A 17,757-nucleotide genomic window follows, 5' to 3' on the forward strand; every position below is an offset into this window, starting at 1 on the left:
ACCGCTTGTCCATCCTCGCCAGCCAGACGCACCACGCCGACAACGGACCCACGGACGCCACCAACTGGTGGCGCCAGGCCGCTGTTTACCAGATTTACCCACGCAGCTTCGCCGACTCGAACGGCGACGGTATCGGGGACCTCAAGGGCATTACCGCGAAGGTGCCGTACCTGAAGAGCCTGGGGATCGACGCCGTGTGGCTGAGCCCGTTTTATCCGTCCGCACTGGCTGACGGCGGCTACGACGTCGACGACTACCGCGACGTCGACCCCAAGATCGGCAGCCTGGCAGATTTCGATGCAATGGCCGCGGCCCTGCATGCGGCAGGCATCAAGGTGATCGTGGACATTGTCCCGAACCACTCCTCCAACCGGCACGCCTGGTTCCAGGAGGCCCTGGCCGCCGGCAAGGGGTCACCGGCCCGGGAACGTTACCACTTCAGGGACGGGAAGCGTGAGCACGGCGAACTGCCGCCGTCGGACTGGACGGCCGCTTTCGGCGGCCCGGCCTGGTCCCGGGTGGACGACGGCCAGTGGTACCTCCACACCTTCACTCCCGAACAGCCGGATTGGAACTGGGACAACCCGGAGGTCCGTGCGGACTTCCTCACGACGTTGCGCTTCTGGGCTGACCGTGGCGTGGACGGCTTCCGCGTGGACGTGGCCAACCTTCTGGTCAAGGACCTCCCCGCCGAGCTTCCCAGCAAGCAGGAACTGGACGCCATGGACCGCACCGCGGGGACGCACCCGCTCATGGACCGCGATGAAGTCCACGAGATCTACGCGGAGTGGCGCAAGGTCTTCAATGAATACAACCCGCCGCGGTTTGCCGTGGCGGAGGCCTGGGTGGAGACCGCAGCCCGGCGGGCCAAGTACGCCTCCCCTGAGGGGCTGGGCCAGGCTTTCAGCTTCGACCTGCTCCTGGCCGACTTCAACGCTTCCCAGTTCCGCACCATCATCACGGACAACCTCGAACAGGCCCGCCTCACCGGCTCCACCACCACCTGGGTCTTTTCCAACCACGACGTCACCCGCCACGCCACACGCTACGGTCTTGAACCGCTCAACGGCAGGCCTGGAAAGCCGGGGGTGGACTGGGTCAAAGCGGGCGGCCCCCGCGAGGCGCTGGACGTGGAAGGCGGCCTCCGCCGCGCCAAGGCCGCCACGTTGCTCATGCTCGCCCTTCCCGGCTCCGCGTACCTCTACCAGGGCGAGGAACTGGGGCTGCACGAGGTGGCGGAAATCCCCGCTGACCGGCGCCAGGACCCGTCATTCTTCCGGGGGGCGGAGTACGACGGACTGGGCCGGGACGGCTGCCGCGTGCCCCTGCCCTGGGAGCCCTTGGGACCATCCTTCGGCTTCGGTGCCAACGGCGCCCACCTGCCCCAGCCGGACTGGTTCGCAGAGTACGCAGCCAGCAGCCAGGAAGGCAGCAACACCTCAACCCTGAACTTCTACCGGCAGGCCCTGGCGCTGCGCCACGAACTCCAAGGCGCCGAAACCCTGGAATGGAGCGGCAGCGAAGACGAACAGGTGCTGCACTTCGTGCGCCCGGGAGGCTGGCACGTCGTCGCCAACTTCGGTCCCGCCGCCGTCGAACTTCCTGCCGGCAGGGTCCTGATCTCCAGCGGCGGGATCACAGGCGGCAAGCTCCCGGGAGAAACAACCGCCTGGCTGAAGGCCTGAGGCGGCGTCCACACGACGCCTGAAGCGCTGCTGTTGACCTTCCGCGCCCGGCCGGAGCATACTGGTCGGAAGAAAATTTAGATCCTAAATAAAGGAGTGTTGTGAGCAACACCGCCACCTTGGCAACCCTGTCCGAGTCCGACCCACTGTCCGATCCGAACTGGTGGCGCCAGGCCGCCGTCTACCAGATCTACCCGCGCAGTTTTGCCGACTCCAACGGCGACGGCATTGGCGACCTGAAGGGCATCACCTCGAAGGTGCCGTACCTGAAGGCACTGGGTATCGACGCCGTGTGGCTGAGCCCCTTCTACCCGTCGGCGCTCGCCGACGGCGGCTACGACGTCGATGACTACCGCGACGTCGATCCCAAGCTGGGCACCCTGGACGACTTCGACGAGATGGCCAAAGCGCTGCACGGGGCCGGCATCAAGCTCATCGCGGACATCGTCCCCAACCACTCCTCCAACCGCCACGAATGGTTCAAGGAAGCACTCGCCTCGCCCAAGGGCTCACCCGCCCGGGACCGCTACATCTTCCGTGACGGCAAGGGCCCAAACGGCGAGTTCCCGCCGTCGGACTGGGACTCCGTGTTCGGCGGGCCCGCCTGGGAGCGCATCACCGAACCGGACGGCACCCCCGGCCAGTGGTACATGCACATCTTCGCCAAGGAGCAGCCGGACCTGAACTGGTCCAACCGCGAGGTCCGCGACGACTTCCTCAAGACCCTGCGGTTCTGGTCAGACCGCGGCGTGGACGGCTTCCGGGTGGACGTGGCCCACGCCCTCACCAAGGACCTCACCGAACCGCTGCTGTCCAAGCTGGAACTGAGCGCTGCCAACACCGGCGTGGACGGGTTCGACGACGGCACGCACCCGTTCTGGGACCGCGACGAGGTCCACGAGGTGTACGCCGAGTGGCGTGAGGTCTTCAACGAGTACAACCCGCCACGGACCGCCGTGGCCGAAGCCTGGGTGCACGCCACCCGCCGGGCCCGCTACGCCAGTCCGCAGGGGCTCGGCCAGGCCTTCAACTTCGACCTGCTGCAGGCAGATTTTGACGCCGACGAGTTCCGCGAGATCATCACCCGCAACCTGGCTGAGGCCGCCGCCACCGGGGCCTCTTCCACCTGGGTGTTCTCCAACCACGACGTCGTCCGGCACGCCACCCGCTACGGGCTGCCGCAGGTTTCCAAGACCAAGGCAGGCGCCAAGGGCCAGGACGGCAAGGACTGGCTGCTTGCCGGCGGCCCCAAGGACCAGCTGGACGTGGAGCTGGGTGAACGCCGTGCCCGCGCGGCAACCCTGCTGATGCTGGCAGTGCCGGGGTCTGCCTACCTTTACCAGGGTGAGGAACTGGGCCTGCAGGAAGTGGCGGAGATCCCCGAATCCGAACGCCAGGACCCCTCCTTCTTCCGGAACAGGGGAGTGGAAATCGGCCGCGACGGCTGCCGCGTGCCCTTGCCCTGGAAGGTGGAAGGCACCTCCTTCGGCTTCGGCGACGGCGGGGCGCACCTGCCGCAGCCGGACTGGTTCAGCAAGTACGCCGTGGAGGCGCAGGACGGCACCGAAGGCTCCACCCTGGAGCTGTACCGCACCGCCCTGAAGCTGCGACACGAGCTGCAGGCGGATGAGGACCTGGAATGGGTGGAGAACGCCAACCCGGAGGTCCTGCACTTCCGCCGCCCCGGCGGCTGGCAGTCCGTGACCAACTTCGGGGACACCGCCGTCGAACTCCCCGCGGGGACCGTCCTGGCCAGCAGCGCACCGCTGGAAGACGGCAAACTGCCCGGCGGCACCACCGCATGGCTGCGCTGATGCCTGCACGCGTCCCGGAAGGGCGGCCAGCTTGATGCAGGAACTTATTTACGGGTGCATGGGCCTGGGCGGCAGCTGGTCTGACGAGCCGCATGGAACGGAACATGTGGACCAGGCCGCCGCCGCCGTCGAGGCAGCGCTGGATGCCGGGATCACCCTGTTCGACCACGCGGACATCTACCGCAGCGGCAAGTCTGAGGCAGTCTTTGGTGAGGTCCTGGCCGCTCAGCCGGGGCTGCGGGACCGCATCAGGCTCCAGACCAAATGCGGCATCCGGCTCAACGAACGCGGGCTGCAGACGCACTACGACCTCAGCCGCGAGGCCATCCTGGAGAGGGTCAACGGAAGCCTGAAGCGGCTGCGGACGGACTATGTTGACATCCTGCTGCTGCACCGGCCGGACCCGCTGGCGGACCCGGCGGAGGTGGCCGCCGCCGTCGGGCAGCTGATGGCGGAAGGCAAAGTCAGGCAGCTGGGTGTGTCCAATATGTCCGGGGCGCAGATCGAGGCGCTGCAGGACCGGCTGGAAACCCCGGTTGTTGCCAATCAGCTGGAGATGAGCCTGCTCAAGCGGGCGTGGCTGGAGAGCCAGGTGCTGGTCAACCACGCCGAGCACCTGGACTACAGCTTTCCGCACGGCACGCTTGAGTACTGCGTGCGCAACTCCATCACGCTGCAAGCCTACGGCTCGCTGGCGCGCGGCCTGTATACGGGGGCGGAGCCGGAAGGCCCGGCATCGGCCGATGCCGCCACCGCCGAGCTCGTGGCCCGGCTGGCGGGGGAGTACGGCAGCTCCGGGGAGTCCGTCCTGCTGGGCTGGCTGATGAAGCACCCGGCAGGCATCGCGCCGGTAATCGGGACGGTCAACCCGGAACGGATCCGTGCCTGTGCCGACGCCGCCCGCGTGGCCGGCACCATGACCCGGGCCGACTGGTACAAACTCTGGGTCACGGCGCGGGGCAGCAACATCCCCTGACCCGCCCCAACCAGGTAGCAGCAGGTGTCGTTTTGGGCCCCCAAAACGGCACCTGCTGCTACTTGCTTTCCGGCAAGTCCGGTCATATGGGGTTTAGTTCGTATTGATCCCCACAAGCAGGCCATTTTCTTCGGCGTCCGGGTTGCGGGGCGGATACGGTAGATACATGACGTCTACCATCGCCACCGAGACCGTAAGGCCGGAACGCAATATCCCAGCAGAAATCGCCCGTTCCTGGCTTCTGGTCAATGCCATGAAGACAGAGCTGTTCGACCAGTCCGCGGTGTCGCGCGCTGACTCGATCATCCTGGATATTGAAGATGCCGTGGACCCGTCGCAGAAGGACCACGCACGGAACAACGTTGTGGACTGGCTGACCGCCGGCGGCAAGGCCTGGGTCCGCATCAACGATGCCACCAGCCGCTTCTGGGCGGACGACCTGGCGGGCCTGCGCGGCACCCCGGGCCTCCTGGGTGTCATGCTGGCCAAGACCGAATCCGCAGACCAGGTGACCGAGAGCTTTCACCGCATGGACGGCAAGACGCCCGTCATCCCGCTGGTTGAGTCCGCGCTGGGCATTGAGGAAGCGAACAACATCGCCAAGGCACAGGGCGCCTTCCGCCTGGCATTCGGCTCCGGCGACTTCCGCCGCGATACCGGCATGGCTGCCACGCCCGAGGCCATGGCTTACCCCCGCGCCAAGCTGGTCGTCGCCAGCCGGGTGGGCAACCTTCCCGGCCCCATCGACGGTCCCACTGTGGGCACCAACCACCCCATCCTGCGCGAGCAGACGGGCATCACCGTGATGATGGGCATGACCGGCAAGCTCTGCCTGGCCATCGACCAGACCCCTGTGATCAACGAGGTCATCAGCCCCACGCCGTCGGACGTCGCCTGGGCCACGGACTTCATGGCGGACTTCGAAGCCAACGGGCGCGTTATCCGCGACGGCTCCGACCTGCCCCGCCTGGGCCGCGCCGAGAAGATCATGAAGCTCGCGGTAGCCTTTGGGGTGCAGCCCGCGCTGTAACACCCGCTCTTTCACTTCAGGAGACCCCGTGACCGATACGCGCTATCTGGTCCACGGGGTCTTCTGGCCTGCGCCTCCGGATGCAACCGTTGGCGCGGACGTCCAGACGCACCCGTTCCTCCGCCTCCAGGCGCCGGAGGGCACCTTCCACAACGTAACGCTCGACGCCGGCACGCGCCTGGGCTTCCGGCTCGCCGCCGAGGGGAAGTACTGCCTCGGCCACCACGTGGTGCACGGTCCGGCCCACCGGGACCACGTCCTCTGCGCCCAGCGGGCGCCCGCAGTCCGCGGACACCAGTGCGAACGGTGCTTTGTGGTGGACGAGTCCCGGCTCATCCACGACTTCCACCGGGACGGCCGGGTCCCGCCGGGGCTGCGCAGCTACCTGATGCAGCCACACTGGCTCTACGTCGCCACCTTCGCCAACGGCGCCAGCAAAGTGGGCACGGCCGCGGAGCTCCGCAAATGGCAACGGCTTGCCGAGCAGGGAGCCGTGGCTGCCAGCTACGTAGCGCATGCCGCCGACGGACGCGTGGTGCGGATCCTCGAGGACCTGGTCACGCGCGAGGCCGGTCTTCCGCAGCAGGTCCGGTCCGCAGCCAAGGCTGCCGCGCTGGCTGCCCCGGCCCCGGCCGGCCGGCTCAGCGGGCATAACGCGGCCCTCGCCGCTTCCGCCCGCGGAGTAGTCTCCCGGTCCGGGGCTGGGGGCTTCCAGGTGGTGGAGGAAGTGTGGAACAGGCCGGGACTGGCCGGCCCGCTGTGCTCTGCGAGCCCCCGGCACCCCTATCCGCACGCCCTCGGTGCCGGCTCGCACGGATTGACGCTTGGTTCCCTGTGCGGCAGCTTCGCCCTGGCAACCATCGACGGCACCGACCTGGAGTTCGTGGTGGATCTTGGCCAGCTCAAGGGCCGCAGCATCGAACTGGGCCACTTCACTTCCGAGGTCCCGGCCGTCCAGGAGGCGCTGTTCTGAGCCTGCGCCCCGGCAGCCGGCCCGTGCTGCAGGCGCACCCCCCGGTAGACTGGCAGGGTGCTGAACGAATTCTGGGCCACCGCGCCGACCCGCTATAAGGTCCTGGTTTTCAGTGCGATGGGGCTGATCGCCGTCGGGATTATCCTCAACCTGGTAGGCAACACCAGCGGCAACTCCGGCCTCGCCACCGCATCCCTTCCGGTAATCGGCCTGGGCCTCGTCCTGCACATCGCGGGAATTGTGGTCCGCGGCCAGGCGATCCGGAAAGGCTACAAGCGGTAGGCGGCGTTTCGGCGGACATGGCTGCGGGCGTGCTCCACAGCGTCACCGAGGTGCCCGAACAGGTGCTTGTGGTGCCGCAGGGAACGGATCACTCCCACGTTCGTCACCAGCTGCAGATGGTCCGGCCGGACGCCCTTGAGCAACACCGTGATGCCCCGGAGTTCGAGGGCGGAGACCACCTCCACCAGTGCATGCGCGCCCGTGGCGTCGAGCATCCGCAGCTGGGAAAGCCTGATGATGGCCACCTGGACGTCCTTGACCTGGCTGATCTCCTGCAGGATCCGTTCGGCGGCGCCGAAGAACATGGCCCCGTCCAGCCGGAGGACTGCGATGTGCTCGTCACCCTCGGCCCGGGGCCCGGGGATCTCCTCCCGCTGTACGCTGCTCAGCGAGGCGAACGTGCGGAGGGCAAAGAGGGCTGCGGCCGCGAGCCCGATCTGGATGGCAACGATCAGGTCGAACGCCACCGTAATGACCGCCGTCAGGATGAAGACGGCGGCGTCGGACCGGGTGGAGCGGAGGATCGCCGCAACGGTCCGCCGGGACACCATCCGCACCGCAGTGACCATCAGGACCCCGCCGAGGGCTGCCAGCGGAATACGGCTGACCATCCCTGACGCGAGGTAGACAATAGCCAGCAGCACCACAGCGTGGACAGCGGCAGCCAGGCGCGTTTTTGCACCCGAGCGGACGTTCACTGCCGTCCGCGCGATGGCCCCGGTGGCGGGCATGCCGCCGAACAGGCCTGCAGCGATGGACGCCAGGCCCTGGCCCGTCAGTTCCCGGTCCGGGCTGTACGGGCCTCCCGGCCTGCCGTCGGGGCCGGTCATTCCTGCCGCGACCCGGGCAGAGAGCAAGGACTCGATGGCTGCAAGGCAGGCGATCGCCACGGCGGGCATGGCCAGGCTGCCCACCAGCTCCACGTCAAAGGCCGGCACTGCCGGGGCAGGAAGCGAATGGGGCAGGGGGCCGATCCTGGGGATGTCCAGCGCGAACAGCTCGGCGGCCGCTGCGGCGAGCAGCACCGCGATCAGACTGGCCGGCAGGGCCCGGAACAGCTTCTGCACCAGGACCATCACGACGGCGACGCCCGCCACGAGCCCGAGTGTCAGCAACGCCGTCGGAACAGTTGCGGCGGAGGCAGCTTCCACGGCAGCGACAAGGGTGTTGTGTCCCGGGACGCCGGACGTGCCGGTGGCGAGCGGAACCTGTTGGAGGAAAATAATGGCGGCGATCCCCAGGGTGAAGCCTTCCACCACAGGCCACGGGATAAACGCAACGGCCCGGCCCAGGCCGCTGAAGCCAAGGACGCAGACCAGCAGCCCCGCCATCAGCGACAACGGGGCCACGCTGCCGGTGCCATGGACTGCCACCACGGGGGCAAGGACCACAACCATGGCGCCGGTGGGGCCGGACACCTGAACGGGTGATCCGCCCATCACAGCTGCCACGAGGCCGGCGACAATCGCTGTGATGAGCCCGGCCTCCGCACCAACCCCTGAGCTGACGCCGAATGCGAGCGCCAGCGGCAGGGCCACAATGCCCACCGTGATGCCGGCCAGCAGGTCGGTCCGCCATGACGTTCCCAGCCCTGCGTAGTCCAGTTTCGTTGGCAGGAACCTGTTGAAGTGCCGCCTTGGGGTGGTTACGCCCGTGTTCACGAGGCAGTCCCGCCAGCCAGGTGCCCTGCAGGCAGTTGCCGGGCCAGCCGGAGCTGTTCGTTGGAGTCGGCAAGGTTGTCCAGGAGGAAAGTCCGCGCGATGGCAAGCAGTTGGGAAATCCCGGGGTGCGCCAGCCGGTAGGTCACGGCATTGGCCGTGCGCACAGAGGTCACCACTTTGTGCTTGCGCAACGTGGCCAGGTGCTGGGAGAGGTGCGAGGCTTCAAGCCCTGTCTCCGCCAGGAGGTAACTCACAGCCGCGGTTTCCTCCGGCGCCGCTGCCAGCAATTCAAGGATGCGGATCCTTGCCGGGTGCGCCAGGCCCTTGAAGAGGTTGGCCTTGATCTCGTACAACGGAGCCTGGGCGGAAGGCAGCATGGAAAGCTCCTGGAAGTGGCGTTGGTAGCCGATCGCACGATGAGTGATAGGCAAGCGGCATGATGGATTGATGAATTCATCATATCAGGGCGGCACAAGCCCCTGGCCGGTACGGCAAGGATAGGCTTGAGGCCATGACTATCAATCCGGACCTGCAGGGCCGAAGCTTCCCTGCCGCAGAGGTGTACGACGTTGGCCGTGAGAAGATCCGCGAGTTCGCCCGCGCCGTGAAGGCAACCCATCCCGCGCACTTCGACGTCGACGCAGCCAAGGCCCTGGGCCACGATGACCTGGTGGCACCGCCGACCTTCGCCATCATCATTGCGCAGCGTGCCGATGCCCAGCTCATCGAGGATCCGGACGCCGGCATCGACTTCTCCCGCGTGGTCCATGCAGACCAGCGCTTCACCCACCACCGGCCGATTTTCGCCGGAGACCGCCTCGTGGCGGAGCTGCACGTGGACGGTGTCCGGGCCATGGGCGGCGGTGCGATGATCACCACGCGTTCGGAAATCTTCGCCCTCGGCGCGGACGATTCCCGCGAGCCCGTCACCACCACGTCGTCGTCCATCCTGGTCCGCGGAGAGGGACAGTAACCATGAGCCTCAGCATCCATGACATCAGCGCCGGCCAGGAGATCGGCAGCCGCACCATTGAGGTCACCCGCACCGACCTCGTCAAGTACGCCGGCGCCTCCGGCGACTTCAACCCCATCCACTGGAACGAGGCCTTCGCCACCAGTGTGGAGCTGCCCGGCGTCATCGCCCACGGCATGTTCACCATGGGCTCCGCCGTCCAGCTGGTCACCGACTGGGTAGGCGACCCGGCCGCCGTCGTCGACTTCCAGACCCGGTTCACCAAGCCGGTCCTGGTCACCGACACCACCGGCACCCCTGGCGCCGGCGCCACCATCGAGGTCAGTGGCATTGTTGGAAAGCTCGACGCCGAGGCGAACACTGCGCGGGTGGATCTTACCGTTATGGCCGCCGGCCAGAAGGTCCTGATGAAGGCCCAGGCGGTCGTCCGGCTTTCCTGAAGCCCCGCCGGCATCACGCCCGGCTGCCTGGAAAGTTGAGGGAGGCCGCCCCAAGGGGAAGCCTCCCTCAACCTTCTTAGTGGGTTGCGGCCGGGTCAGTAGGACGAAGCGGCGGCGTTGTAGGTCGACTGGATGACGGAGCCCCAGTACGGGCCGTACATTTTGGTGGAATTGCTTCCGTACCCGTAGCTGTTGACCGAGTTCTGGTACCCGCCTGAGGAAGTGCCGATGAACCAGGGGCCACCGGAGGAACCGCCTGTCATGTTGCACGGGATTCCCTGGCTGTAGAACTGCGGGTTGTAGGGATCGTTCGTTGCTGTGCCTGTGCAGCTTTTGAGTGATTCTCCATTGAAGGGTGAAGCTGCCGGGTAGCCGAATGCCTTGTAGCTGAGGCCGCGGGCGGCGTTGAACCTTACGCCGGAGGAACCGACGACGTCGGCCAGGTTGCGGCCGTTCAGCTGGGACATGACGGCGAATCCTGTGTCGTACTGCATGCTGCCTGACGAGCTCCACTGGGTGGGGGCGTAAAGCGCTTTGGCTGTCCACTTGCCATAGGGTGCGGCGCCGTTAAGGTAGGCCGGCACAAAGGTAAACCTGGTCGCGAACGCCCCAGGGCCTTCATTGAGGCAGTGGCCTGCCGTCGAAACTGTATTCCTGTTGGTGGACGCGACGGAGTTCGCCGAGCAGACATAGTCCGCTCCGCCCAGGGTGAAGAACACCTTGCCGATGTGGGGTACCGGATTTTCGCTGGCATTCGCCAACGGCTGGATGAACGGATCCGAGCCCTTGATCCTGGTTTCAGCTCCCTTGCCCGCTTCCTCCCCGGCGTGCGGGGCGGTGGCTGCTTGCCGTTGCAGTGCTTTTTTTGCCAGAACCTCGCCGGGTGTGGCCGCCCGCATCCGTTCCGGCGTCCAGTAGCCGGCGTCAACGGTACCGGAAATCCTGGTGCTGCTGACTCCGCGAACGTCCGTGTCCTCCGGGGCAGGCGGTGCCGCCATGGATCCCCCTGCCGAGGCGAGGGTGAACAATGCGGCCGTGGATAGGCTCATCAGGCTTGTGGCCAGAGTCCTGGAAATGGTCATAGCTGTCCTATGCGTTTGCGGGGAAGCGGACCCATATGTGAGATCCGCTGGGGTTGAAGGTACGCATGTATGACAGATTTGTAAATATCTAAAACAAATTTTGTTAGTTTAATTGTCGAAGTTGTTAAATGCGGGTGGAGTGGCAGGTGGCGGCGGGCTCCGCCGGGCCCCTCTGGTTTCACTAGTAAGGTGGTCTGGTGACACCCACGATGCTTTCCGAACTGACCACGGCCGCCGTTGGAGGCCCCGCCGGCACGTATATCGAGGCTCGCACCGAGACTGAGATCATCGACGCCGTCCAGGCGGCCGACGCGGCGGGGGAGCCACTGTTGATCATTAGCGGTGGCTCCAACCTGCTGGTTTCCGACGACGGGTTCCCGGGAACGGTTGTCAGAATCGCCTCCGAGGGGTTCACGGTCAACGCGGAGGACTCCTGCGGCGGCGTGGCCGTGGTGGTGCAGGCCGGGCACAACTGGGACAGGCTGGTGGACCACGCTGTCCGCCATGCCTGGTCTGGCCTGGAGGCCCTCGCCGGGATCCCAGGGTCAACCGGGGCCACGCCGGTGCAGAACGTGGGCGCCTATGGAGCCGACGTGTCCCAGACCATCGCGGCAGTGCGCACCTGGGACCGGGAGCGCAGCGCTGTCAAAACCTTCACCAACTCGGAGCTGAAGTTCGGTTACCGGGACTCCATCCTGAAGCAGACCACCGTGAACGGCTCCCCCCGCTATGTGGTGCTGACTGTGGAGTTCCAGCTGCCTTTGGGGCGGATGAGCGCGCCAATCCGTTATGCGGAGCTCGCCCGTGCCCTCGGGGTCGAGGCGGGCAAGCGTGCCTACGCGAACGATGTGCGCCGCGAGGTGCTCCGGCTGCGAGCTTCGAAGGGCATGGTGTGGGACCCACAGGACCGGGACACGTACTCCACCGGATCCTTCTTCACCAACCCGATTGTTCCGGCCGAGGTGGCTGCGGCCCTGCCGGAAGGTGCGCCACGCTACCCGGCAGGCCAGGACGGGCTGGTGAAGCTGTCCGCCGCCTGGCTGATCGACCAGGCCGGCTTTGCCAAGGGTTTCGGGCTGGAACCGGGCAGCGTAAGCGGCGGAAGGGCCTCCCTGTCCACCAAGCACACCCTCGCCATCACCAACCGCGGCTCAGCCACCGCCCAGGACGTGGCGGCGGTGGCACGCGAGGTGCGCGCCGGCGTCGAACAGCGCTTTGGTATCCGGCTGCACCCGGAACCGCTGCTTATCGGCCTGGAGCTGTAGCACCGGCGGGATCGGCCGCCAGGCCCGGGGCGGCGGCCCGGAAGGCGGCCGCCTGGCCCAGCAGCGCGGACGACCAGCCGGCGAGGACCAGGTAGATTCCCGTGAAAAGCCATACCAGCTGGCCCGGCAACAGGGGATTTGCGAGGCCTGCGAGGATGCAGGCCACCAGCCCGCCGAGGGCGACGGCGAGGGACAGGACCCAGAGGACCTTCGCCGCGGGCGGGTGGTACCGCCAGTCCCGGTACAGCCTGACTCCCTGGCGGCTGATGCTGATGCCCGGAAAAAGGACCGCATAGCCGCCGCCGAGGCTCAGGACGAGCGAGGGGAGCTGCAGCAGGGGATCGGACCGGCCATCCCCGAGGACGCTGGAGAACTGGAGCATCCCCAGGCCCGACCCTGCCAGGACGCAGGCCGTGCCGCCGGCCATCCACCACCTCGTTTTAAGCGCGAGCAACTGCCACAAACTCCCCAAAGTCATGGTTCTACCCTAGCGGTCTGTGACCGATGGGCAGTGGCGGCCCTAGGATAGGGCCATGGCTGCAGGCATGGGCCGTCCCGACGGCAGGATTGTGGGCAGGCTGAGGCTTGCCTCCCAAGGGCTTGCCGGTGGAACGGACGGCTTCGGATCCGTTGCCGAAGCTGTGCGCTGGATGACGGCGATGCAGGCCCAGGATCTGCAGGCAGCGATGTGGGCCGTGGGCGTGCGGGTGCCGGGATGCGGCCTCGCCGGTGTCCGCTCCGCCCTTGACACCGGTGCCGTGGTGCGGTCGTGGCCCATGCGCGGCACGCTGCATCTGGTGGCCCCTGAGGATCTGCGCTGGATGCTTGACCTCACGGCTGAACGGCTCACCAAAAGCATCGCGGCCCGGCACCGGGAGCTCGGCATCACGTGGGCGGACATTGAGAAGTGCCGGGACATTGCGCTGGAGCATATTGCCGCCAGCGGTCCCGTGAGCCGTGCCGGGCTGTTCCAGGTGTTTGACGCCGCCGGGCAGCCGACACAGGGGCAGCGGGGCATCCACATCCTGGGGACACTGTGCCGGCACGCGTGGCTGGTGCAGGGGCCGCTGGCAAAGAACCAACAACTGCTGATGGCCTTTGACGGCTGGATCCCGGTGTCACGGAACCTGGAACGGCAGGAGGCCCTGGCGGAGTTCATGTTCCGGTACTTCCGCAGCCACGGCCCGGCCACCCTTGCGGACTTCGCCTGGTGGACCCAGCTCCCGCTGACGGAGGTGCGGGCCGCGTTCGAAAACGTCCGCGGCCGGCTTGTGGAACACCAGTTCGGCGGCGCGGGGTACTGGATGTCGCCCGAGACCGCGGCCCTGCTTGATGGCGGGGTTCCTGGAGCCCGGTCCGTCCTGCTGCTGCCCGGGTTTGATGAGTTCCTGCTGGGGTACAAGGACCGGTCCGCCGTGCTGCCCCTGGAGCACTCGGACAGGATCGTGCCCGGCGGGAACGGGGTTTTCAAGAAGACCCTGGCGGCCGGGGGAGAGGTGATCGGCACCTGGGCCGTCGAGCGCGGGAGCGGGCCCGCCGCCGTCGTGCCCGAACTCTTTGAATCCGCCAGGCACCTTGGCCCCGCCGCCCAGGCCGCCTTGAGGAAGGCCGCAGGCCGCTACCTCAGCTTTCTGGAGAGCTGACATTGCCGCTCCCTCACTTAATGTCGGTTTTTCACGATGGCTCTTTCACATTCGCCGCTCAAGTGAAAGAGCGTCCCGGTTTAGCCCGCATCAAGTGAGAGAGCGTCCGTGCCAAGCAAAACGGCCCCGGCCCGCATGGACGGTGCCGGGCAGCACCGTTCGTGCGGGGCAGGGCCGCCGAAGTGAAAGCTGGAGGGTTACAGGTTCCCGGTGGCGATGTTCAGCATGCGGCGCAGCGGCTCGGCAGCACCCCACAGGAGCTGGTCACCTACGGTGAAGGCGCTGATGTACTCCGGGCCCATCTCCATCTTGCGGATGCGGCCCACGGGGATGTCCAGCGTGCCGGAGGCCGCCACCGGGGTCAGGTCCGCCATGGACGCTTCCTTGGTGTTGGGAACCACCTTAGCCCACTGGTTGTCTTCGGCCAGGAGCTTCTCGATCTCGGCCACGGACAGGTCCTCGCGAAGCTTGAGGGTCAGGGCCTGGGAGTGGGAGCGCATGGCACCGATGCGGACGCAGAGACCGTCCATGATCACGCGGTTTTCCGCGGAGGTGCCCAGGATCTTGTTGGTCTCAACCCCGGCCTTCCACTCTTCCTTGGACTGCCCGTTACCCAGGTCCGCGTCGATCCAGGGGATCAGGGACCCGGCCAGCGGCACGCCGAACTGTGTGGCATCGATGTCGGTGCGCTGGTGGGCCAGGACCTTGCGGTCGATGTCCAGGATGGCCGATGCGGGATCGTCCAGTTCCGTGCTGACCTCGGCATTGAGCGTGCCGAACTGGCTGAGGAGCTCACGCATGTGGCGTGCGCCGCCGCCGGAGGCAGCCTGGTACGTCATGGAGGTGCCCCACTCCACCAGGTTGTTTTTGAACAGCCCGCCGAGGCCCATCAGCATGCAGGAGACGGTGCAGTTGCCGCCGATGAAGTCCTTGGTGCCGTTGACCAGGCCCTTGTCAATAACGTCGCGGTTGATGGGGTCGAGGACGATGATGGAGTCGTCGTTCATGCGCAGGGTGGAGGCGGCGTCGATCCACAGGCCCTCCCAGCCGCGGCTGCGGAGCTCGCCGTGGACCTGCTTGGTGTAGTCGCCCCCCTGCGCGGTGACGATAATGGGCAGCTTTGCCAGGGTGTCGACGTCGAACGCGTTTTCAAGCTTGCCGGCGCCATCAGCAAAGGATGGCGCGGCACCTCCCGCGTTGGAGGTGGAGAAGAACACCGGGTTGATGTTGGCGAAGTCGCCTTCGTCCTGCATGCGTTGCATGAGGACGGAGCCGACCATGCCGCGCCATCCGACCAGGCCGACGGAAGGGGTAGCTGCTGTAGTCATTCGACTATTTTAGACGGCGCGACCGGAAGGGCGCAGTCGGTTACGTCACGCTGGACGGGTTACGGAAGGTACGACGGCGGCACGCACCTGGGGCGTTTAGTCCACAGGCCGCGGGAGGTTCTTGGTCCTGCGGAGCTTTTCGGCTTTGCGTTCCTTGGCATAACCGGCCCAGGCCGCCAGGAAAGGAAACAAGGTGGCGGGGAACACCCACCACACTTCGCCGAGAATATGCCACTGGTCTGTGAGGGCTACCTGGACTAAGGCATAGACGAGCCCACCCACGCAGGCCGTCAACAGGATGGCGAGGAACAGGAGGCCGCGGGACGAATTGACGGGTTTGGTGATGCCCGCGCCGCCGTCCTTGCGGACGCCATACTCTTCGTCTGTCTATGGAGTAATTTCGCCGTTCTCCGCCAGCCGGTGAATCAAGGGTTGTTCCGGCGGCCGGGAGGGGACGTAGCCCGGCTCCTGGGGCACGTCCCGGCTACGCCTGGTCATTATGGTCCTGACCCCCGTCGAGCTAACGAGCGCTGGGTTCAGGGATTCCACGTTCGGCGCGCAGACGTTTCGCCTTGGCTGCCACTGCGGCCATCCGCACGGCGTACACCGCGCCTCCCATTCCGGCGGCTGTCAGGAGCAGGGCAGCCCGCAACGGCTCATGACCACGGGCGGCCAATCCACCAGTTGCGTGCCCGGATCGCGGGTTGTTGGGGGATACCATTCGTTTCCTTTCTGCTGGCCCGGAAGTTGGATCTGATACCAGTCTTGGCTGCTCGAGCGGGCAAAAGTTCAAGGGTTCTTCCATTCGCTTTCCGAAGGCGCACGGCTTGCGTTCCTCTAGGTAGTAAGCCCATGAGCAGACCCAGTACAACCGCGCAGCCGAAAAAAGCTGCGGCCAGTTGGTGACCCGTTCGCCGGAACAGCTGAAGTGATCGGTTTGATGACGGGACCGTTTCCCATCATGATGGTTCGTCTGGGAACGAATGGCTGCTGTTCGGGAAGTTCTCCCGGGTGATCTCCACCGTTCCCGGACGTTCTTCGAACCAAGTGCGCGCCTGATCGTCCGTGACCGCGTACCAGGGCTTGGGCAGTCCACGGGCCCGCCTCAGCTTCCGTGCTCGAAGTTCCTGCCGAATGGTTTTCAGGATGAAAAACCAGCCACCTGTGAAGAGGACGGTGCAGAGCAGACACAGGAAGACAACGCCGATATTCAGCCGGATAGCCCCGATGACCAGCCAGATCGGGGCAAGAAGTGCCGGGACGGTGATGACGGCCCCAACAAGGATAAGAATCGCGAGGCTGTGGGTCGAGTTGCTGGCACTTGACGCCGACGAGCCTCCCAGGCCCCACTCTTCCGGGGTATAGGCATGAATGGCGTCTCCCTGCCCAAATCCGTAAAAGTAGGGACGCGACGGCGTGAAGGTCTTCTCAGTGGCTCTCATGGGCCAGGCCAGTCCTGTCGATGGAAAGTAAGAACTACTTCTTTGGGTCGAACGGTGTCTGCTTCCGGAAACCTGTGTGGCGAACGAGGCTTACGTGTCACTGGGAGACATGGCCAGCGCCAGGCTCAGGGGCGCCCCGCTCTTTGCGCAATTGATTGGCGCGGTGCTCGTCACGGGCCAGGCCAAAGGTGTACCAGGCGCCGAAACCACCCAGCACGATGGCGAACAGTGCGCCCCACTCCGGGTCTGCGCCCTGACCGAACGAGGCAAGAAACATCACCGAAGAACCAAGGAACAGGAGCCCCAAAAAGGCAGACACAATTCCCATGCCCCACCAGGACCGGACCTGTACCTGGCCTCGGCCGGGAGAAAAGCCGATTTCGTCACCAGGGTAGCTGTGTAGTTCGCCGGTGTCGGTTCGCCGTAGGACGCGCTTCTCTCCCCGGGCGAGCGCCGCCTTGTGCTCGGCATATACATCATCGTTGCGGCGTTCACGATCGCGATCGAATGTCATAGTCAGTCCTGACGGATGGTGCGGATCTGGTCAAGCAGGGCAGCGTCGTCAAGGCCTGTGGTTTCAACAATGTCCTTCTGCTGCGCGTTGGCGGTGCCGATGGTCCATGATCCGCCTCCGCCATTTTTCACGTAAAGGGTCTGCCCCGTGAGCTCCTCGCGGCGACGAATTGTTGCGCCCCCCTGCGGGTTATTGTGCAGGTGCTGCCTGATGACCGCGAAATTGGCCTCGGCAGCTGTGACGTCCGGTCTCTGCGCCATGGCCCACCAGGTGAAGTAGGAGCGCGGCTGGAACAGCAAGTGGATGTCCTCATTTTCCATGGCGATCACGCTGTCGCTCCCTTCTACGGTGAGCAGTGAGATCTCCATGCGGCGACTGGCTGAAGAGAGGACGGCGGCAACTGCCGCGGTGGGGCCTGCAACCGCGAGAAGCCCGTCGCTTTCGGCCGTTGCCAGGCCGCGGGCAACTAGGGAGGATGCCCCCGCGCTCACCATGTCCGTATCGCCAAGGTAGTTGCCCACCCGCAAGGCCTCCGCGCTGAGTACTGCTGCGTCACCGCCCCGCAAGCTCGCCAGGGCGGCCATCTCGGCAAATCCATAACCGATGGCGTCGGGGATGGCTTGTGATGTTGTTTCAGTCATCGTGAGTA

At 66.1% G+C, this 17,757-nt stretch carries 18 protein-coding genes; 10 read left to right on the plus strand and 8 right to left on the minus strand.

Annotated features, from left to right (window positions below):
* The first annotated feature begins 5 nt into the window (after nt 1-5).
* The 6 genes from ACIQF4_RS00490 (at nt 6) to ACIQF4_RS00515 (ending at nt 6,760) form a co-directional block, all read left to right on the plus strand.
* Nucleotides 6-1,685, plus strand: coding sequence for a glycoside hydrolase family 13 protein (locus tag ACIQF4_RS00490; protein WP_400516303.1), 1,680 nt, complete (start codon nt 6-8; stop codon nt 1,683-1,685).
* A gap of 101 nt (nt 1,686-1,786) precedes the next feature.
* Nucleotides 1,787-3,499: an alpha-amylase family glycosyl hydrolase gene (locus ACIQF4_RS00495; protein ID WP_400516268.1), complete on the plus strand. Its 1,713-nt coding sequence runs from the start codon at nt 1,787-1,789 to the stop codon at nt 3,497-3,499.
* A gap of 34 nt (nt 3,500-3,533) precedes the next feature.
* Entirely contained in the window at nt 3,534-4,475 is a 942-nt protein-coding gene (locus ACIQF4_RS00500; RefSeq protein WP_400516269.1) for an aldo/keto reductase family oxidoreductase, read from the plus strand.
* 166 nt (nt 4,476-4,641) lie between these two features.
* Nucleotides 4,642-5,505, plus strand: coding sequence for a CoA ester lyase (locus ACIQF4_RS00505; protein ID WP_066278004.1), 864 nt, complete (start codon nt 4,642-4,644; stop codon nt 5,503-5,505).
* Between the two features lie 28 nt (nt 5,506-5,533).
* Nucleotides 5,534-6,478 carry a DUF2797 domain-containing protein gene (locus tag ACIQF4_RS00510; RefSeq protein ID WP_400516270.1) on the plus strand — a complete coding sequence of 315 codons (945 nt, stop codon included), beginning with the start codon at nt 5,534-5,536 and terminating at the stop codon, nt 6,476-6,478.
* A gap of 57 nt (nt 6,479-6,535) precedes the next feature.
* Complete coding sequence (locus ACIQF4_RS00515) at nt 6,536-6,760, plus strand: DUF3188 domain-containing protein (protein ID WP_174176805.1); 225 nt, start codon at nt 6,536-6,538, stop codon at nt 6,758-6,760.
* On the opposite strand, the gene ACIQF4_RS00520 is transcribed toward ACIQF4_RS00515, so the two are convergent.
* Both ACIQF4_RS00520 and ACIQF4_RS00525 read right to left on the minus strand, forming a co-directional pair.
* A complete protein-coding gene (locus ACIQF4_RS00520; RefSeq protein ID WP_400516271.1) occupies nt 6,748-8,421 on the minus strand; it encodes a SulP family inorganic anion transporter in 1,674 nt (557 codons plus the stop codon). The two genes, ACIQF4_RS00515 and ACIQF4_RS00520, sit on opposite strands and share 13 nt — an antisense overlap.
* Nucleotides 8,418-8,798 carry a metalloregulator ArsR/SmtB family transcription factor gene (locus ACIQF4_RS00525; protein WP_350006109.1) on the minus strand — a complete coding sequence of 127 codons (381 nt, stop codon included), beginning with the start codon at nt 8,796-8,798 and terminating at the stop codon, nt 8,418-8,420. Before ACIQF4_RS00525 ends, ACIQF4_RS00520 begins: the two co-directional genes overlap by 4 nt.
* A gap of 134 nt (nt 8,799-8,932) precedes the next feature.
* Between ACIQF4_RS00525 and ACIQF4_RS00530 the strand changes: the two genes are divergently transcribed.
* Together ACIQF4_RS00530 and ACIQF4_RS00535 are read left to right on the plus strand one after the other, a co-directional pair.
* A complete protein-coding gene (locus tag ACIQF4_RS00530; protein ID WP_350006111.1) occupies nt 8,933-9,394 on the plus strand; it encodes a MaoC family dehydratase N-terminal domain-containing protein in 462 nt (153 codons plus the stop codon).
* Between the two features lie 2 nt (nt 9,395-9,396).
* Nucleotides 9,397-9,834, plus strand: a complete 438-nt coding sequence (locus tag ACIQF4_RS00535; RefSeq protein WP_350006113.1) for a MaoC family dehydratase — start codon at nt 9,397-9,399, stop codon at nt 9,832-9,834.
* A 95-nt stretch (nt 9,835-9,929) separates the two neighbouring features.
* On the opposite strand, the gene ACIQF4_RS00540 is transcribed toward ACIQF4_RS00535, so the two are convergent.
* Nucleotides 9,930-10,916 carry a hypothetical protein gene (locus ACIQF4_RS00540; RefSeq protein ID WP_350006115.1) on the minus strand — a complete coding sequence of 329 codons (987 nt, stop codon included), beginning with the start codon at nt 10,914-10,916 and terminating at the stop codon, nt 9,930-9,932.
* Between the two features lie 197 nt (nt 10,917-11,113).
* On the opposite strand from ACIQF4_RS00540, the gene ACIQF4_RS00545 reads away from it, so the two are divergent.
* Nucleotides 11,114-12,181 (plus strand): UDP-N-acetylmuramate dehydrogenase, encoded by a 1,068-nt coding sequence (locus tag ACIQF4_RS00545; RefSeq protein WP_350006117.1) that lies wholly within the window; start codon nt 11,114-11,116, stop codon nt 12,179-12,181.
* On the opposite strand, the gene ACIQF4_RS00550 is transcribed toward ACIQF4_RS00545, so the two are convergent.
* The gene (locus ACIQF4_RS00550) at nt 12,162-12,659 is read right to left on the minus strand and encodes a hypothetical protein (RefSeq protein ID WP_400516272.1); all 498 of its coding nucleotides are present in this window, start codon (nt 12,657-12,659) and stop codon (nt 12,162-12,164) included. The genes ACIQF4_RS00545 and ACIQF4_RS00550 overlap by 20 nt on opposite strands.
* 55 nt (nt 12,660-12,714) lie before the next feature.
* Here ACIQF4_RS00550 and ACIQF4_RS00555 point away from each other — a divergent pair, with 55 nt between their 5' ends.
* Entirely contained in the window at nt 12,715-13,824 is a 1,110-nt protein-coding gene (locus tag ACIQF4_RS00555; RefSeq protein ID WP_400516273.1) for a winged helix DNA-binding domain-containing protein, read from the plus strand.
* Between the two features lie 197 nt (nt 13,825-14,021).
* Here the strand turns inward: ACIQF4_RS00555 and asd are convergent, their stop codons facing one another.
* The 4 genes from asd to ACIQF4_RS00575 form a co-directional block, all read right to left on the minus strand.
* On the minus strand, nt 14,022-15,152 hold the full coding sequence (gene asd, locus ACIQF4_RS00560; protein ID WP_400516274.1) for an aspartate-semialdehyde dehydrogenase: 1,131 nt from the start codon (nt 15,150-15,152) through the stop codon (nt 14,022-14,024).
* 959 nt (nt 15,153-16,111) lie between these two features.
* Nucleotides 16,112-16,594, minus strand: a complete 483-nt coding sequence (locus ACIQF4_RS00565) for a hypothetical protein (RefSeq protein WP_400516275.1) — start codon at nt 16,592-16,594, stop codon at nt 16,112-16,114.
* Between the two features lie 97 nt (nt 16,595-16,691).
* Entirely contained in the window at nt 16,692-17,108 is a 417-nt protein-coding gene (locus tag ACIQF4_RS00570) for a hypothetical protein (protein ID WP_231457597.1), read from the minus strand.
* Between the two features lie 2 nt (nt 17,109-17,110).
* Entirely contained in the window at nt 17,111-17,749 is a 639-nt protein-coding gene (locus ACIQF4_RS00575) for a hypothetical protein (RefSeq protein WP_231457596.1), read from the minus strand.
* Nucleotides 17,750-17,757 lie beyond the last annotated feature (8 nt).

The organism is Pseudarthrobacter sp. NPDC092202, from assembly GCF_044755505.1.
Classification (GTDB): Bacteria; Actinomycetota; Actinomycetes; order Actinomycetales; family Micrococcaceae; genus Arthrobacter.

Bases quoted from the DNA above. Each gene is read 5' to 3' on its own strand.
- ACIQF4_RS00550 (WP_400516272.1), bottom strand. From the start codon at position 12,659: ATGACTTTGGGGAGTTTGTGGCAGTTGCTCGCGCTTAAAACGAGGTGG.
- ACIQF4_RS00540 (WP_350006115.1), bottom strand. From the start codon at position 10,916: ATGACCATTTCCAGGACTCTGGCCACAAGCCTGATGAGCCTATCCACG.
- ACIQF4_RS00570 (WP_231457597.1), bottom strand. From the start codon at position 17,108: ATGACATTCGATCGCGATCGTGAACGCCGCAACGATGATGTATATGCC.
- ACIQF4_RS00525 (WP_350006109.1), bottom strand. From the start codon at position 8,798: ATGCTGCCTTCCGCCCAGGCTCCGTTGTACGAGATCAAGGCCAACCTC.
- ACIQF4_RS00555 (WP_400516273.1), top strand. From the start codon at position 12,715: ATGGCTGCAGGCATGGGCCGTCCCGACGGCAGGATTGTGGGCAGGCTG.
- ACIQF4_RS00505 (WP_066278004.1), top strand. From the start codon at position 4,642: ATGACGTCTACCATCGCCACCGAGACCGTAAGGCCGGAACGCAATATC.
- ACIQF4_RS00565 (WP_400516275.1), bottom strand. From the start codon at position 16,594: ATGAGAGCCACTGAGAAGACCTTCACGCCGTCGCGTCCCTACTTTTAC.
- asd (WP_400516274.1), bottom strand. From the start codon at position 15,152: ATGACTACAGCAGCTACCCCTTCCGTCGGCCTGGTCGGATGGCGCGGC.
- ACIQF4_RS00530 (WP_350006111.1), top strand. From the start codon at position 8,933: ATGACTATCAATCCGGACCTGCAGGGCCGAAGCTTCCCTGCCGCAGAG.
- ACIQF4_RS00535 (WP_350006113.1), top strand. From the start codon at position 9,397: ATGAGCCTCAGCATCCATGACATCAGCGCCGGCCAGGAGATCGGCAGC.
- ACIQF4_RS00500 (WP_400516269.1), top strand. From the start codon at position 3,534: ATGCAGGAACTTATTTACGGGTGCATGGGCCTGGGCGGCAGCTGGTCT.
- ACIQF4_RS00575 (WP_231457596.1), bottom strand. From the start codon at position 17,749: ATGACTGAAACAACATCACAAGCCATCCCCGACGCCATCGGTTATGGA.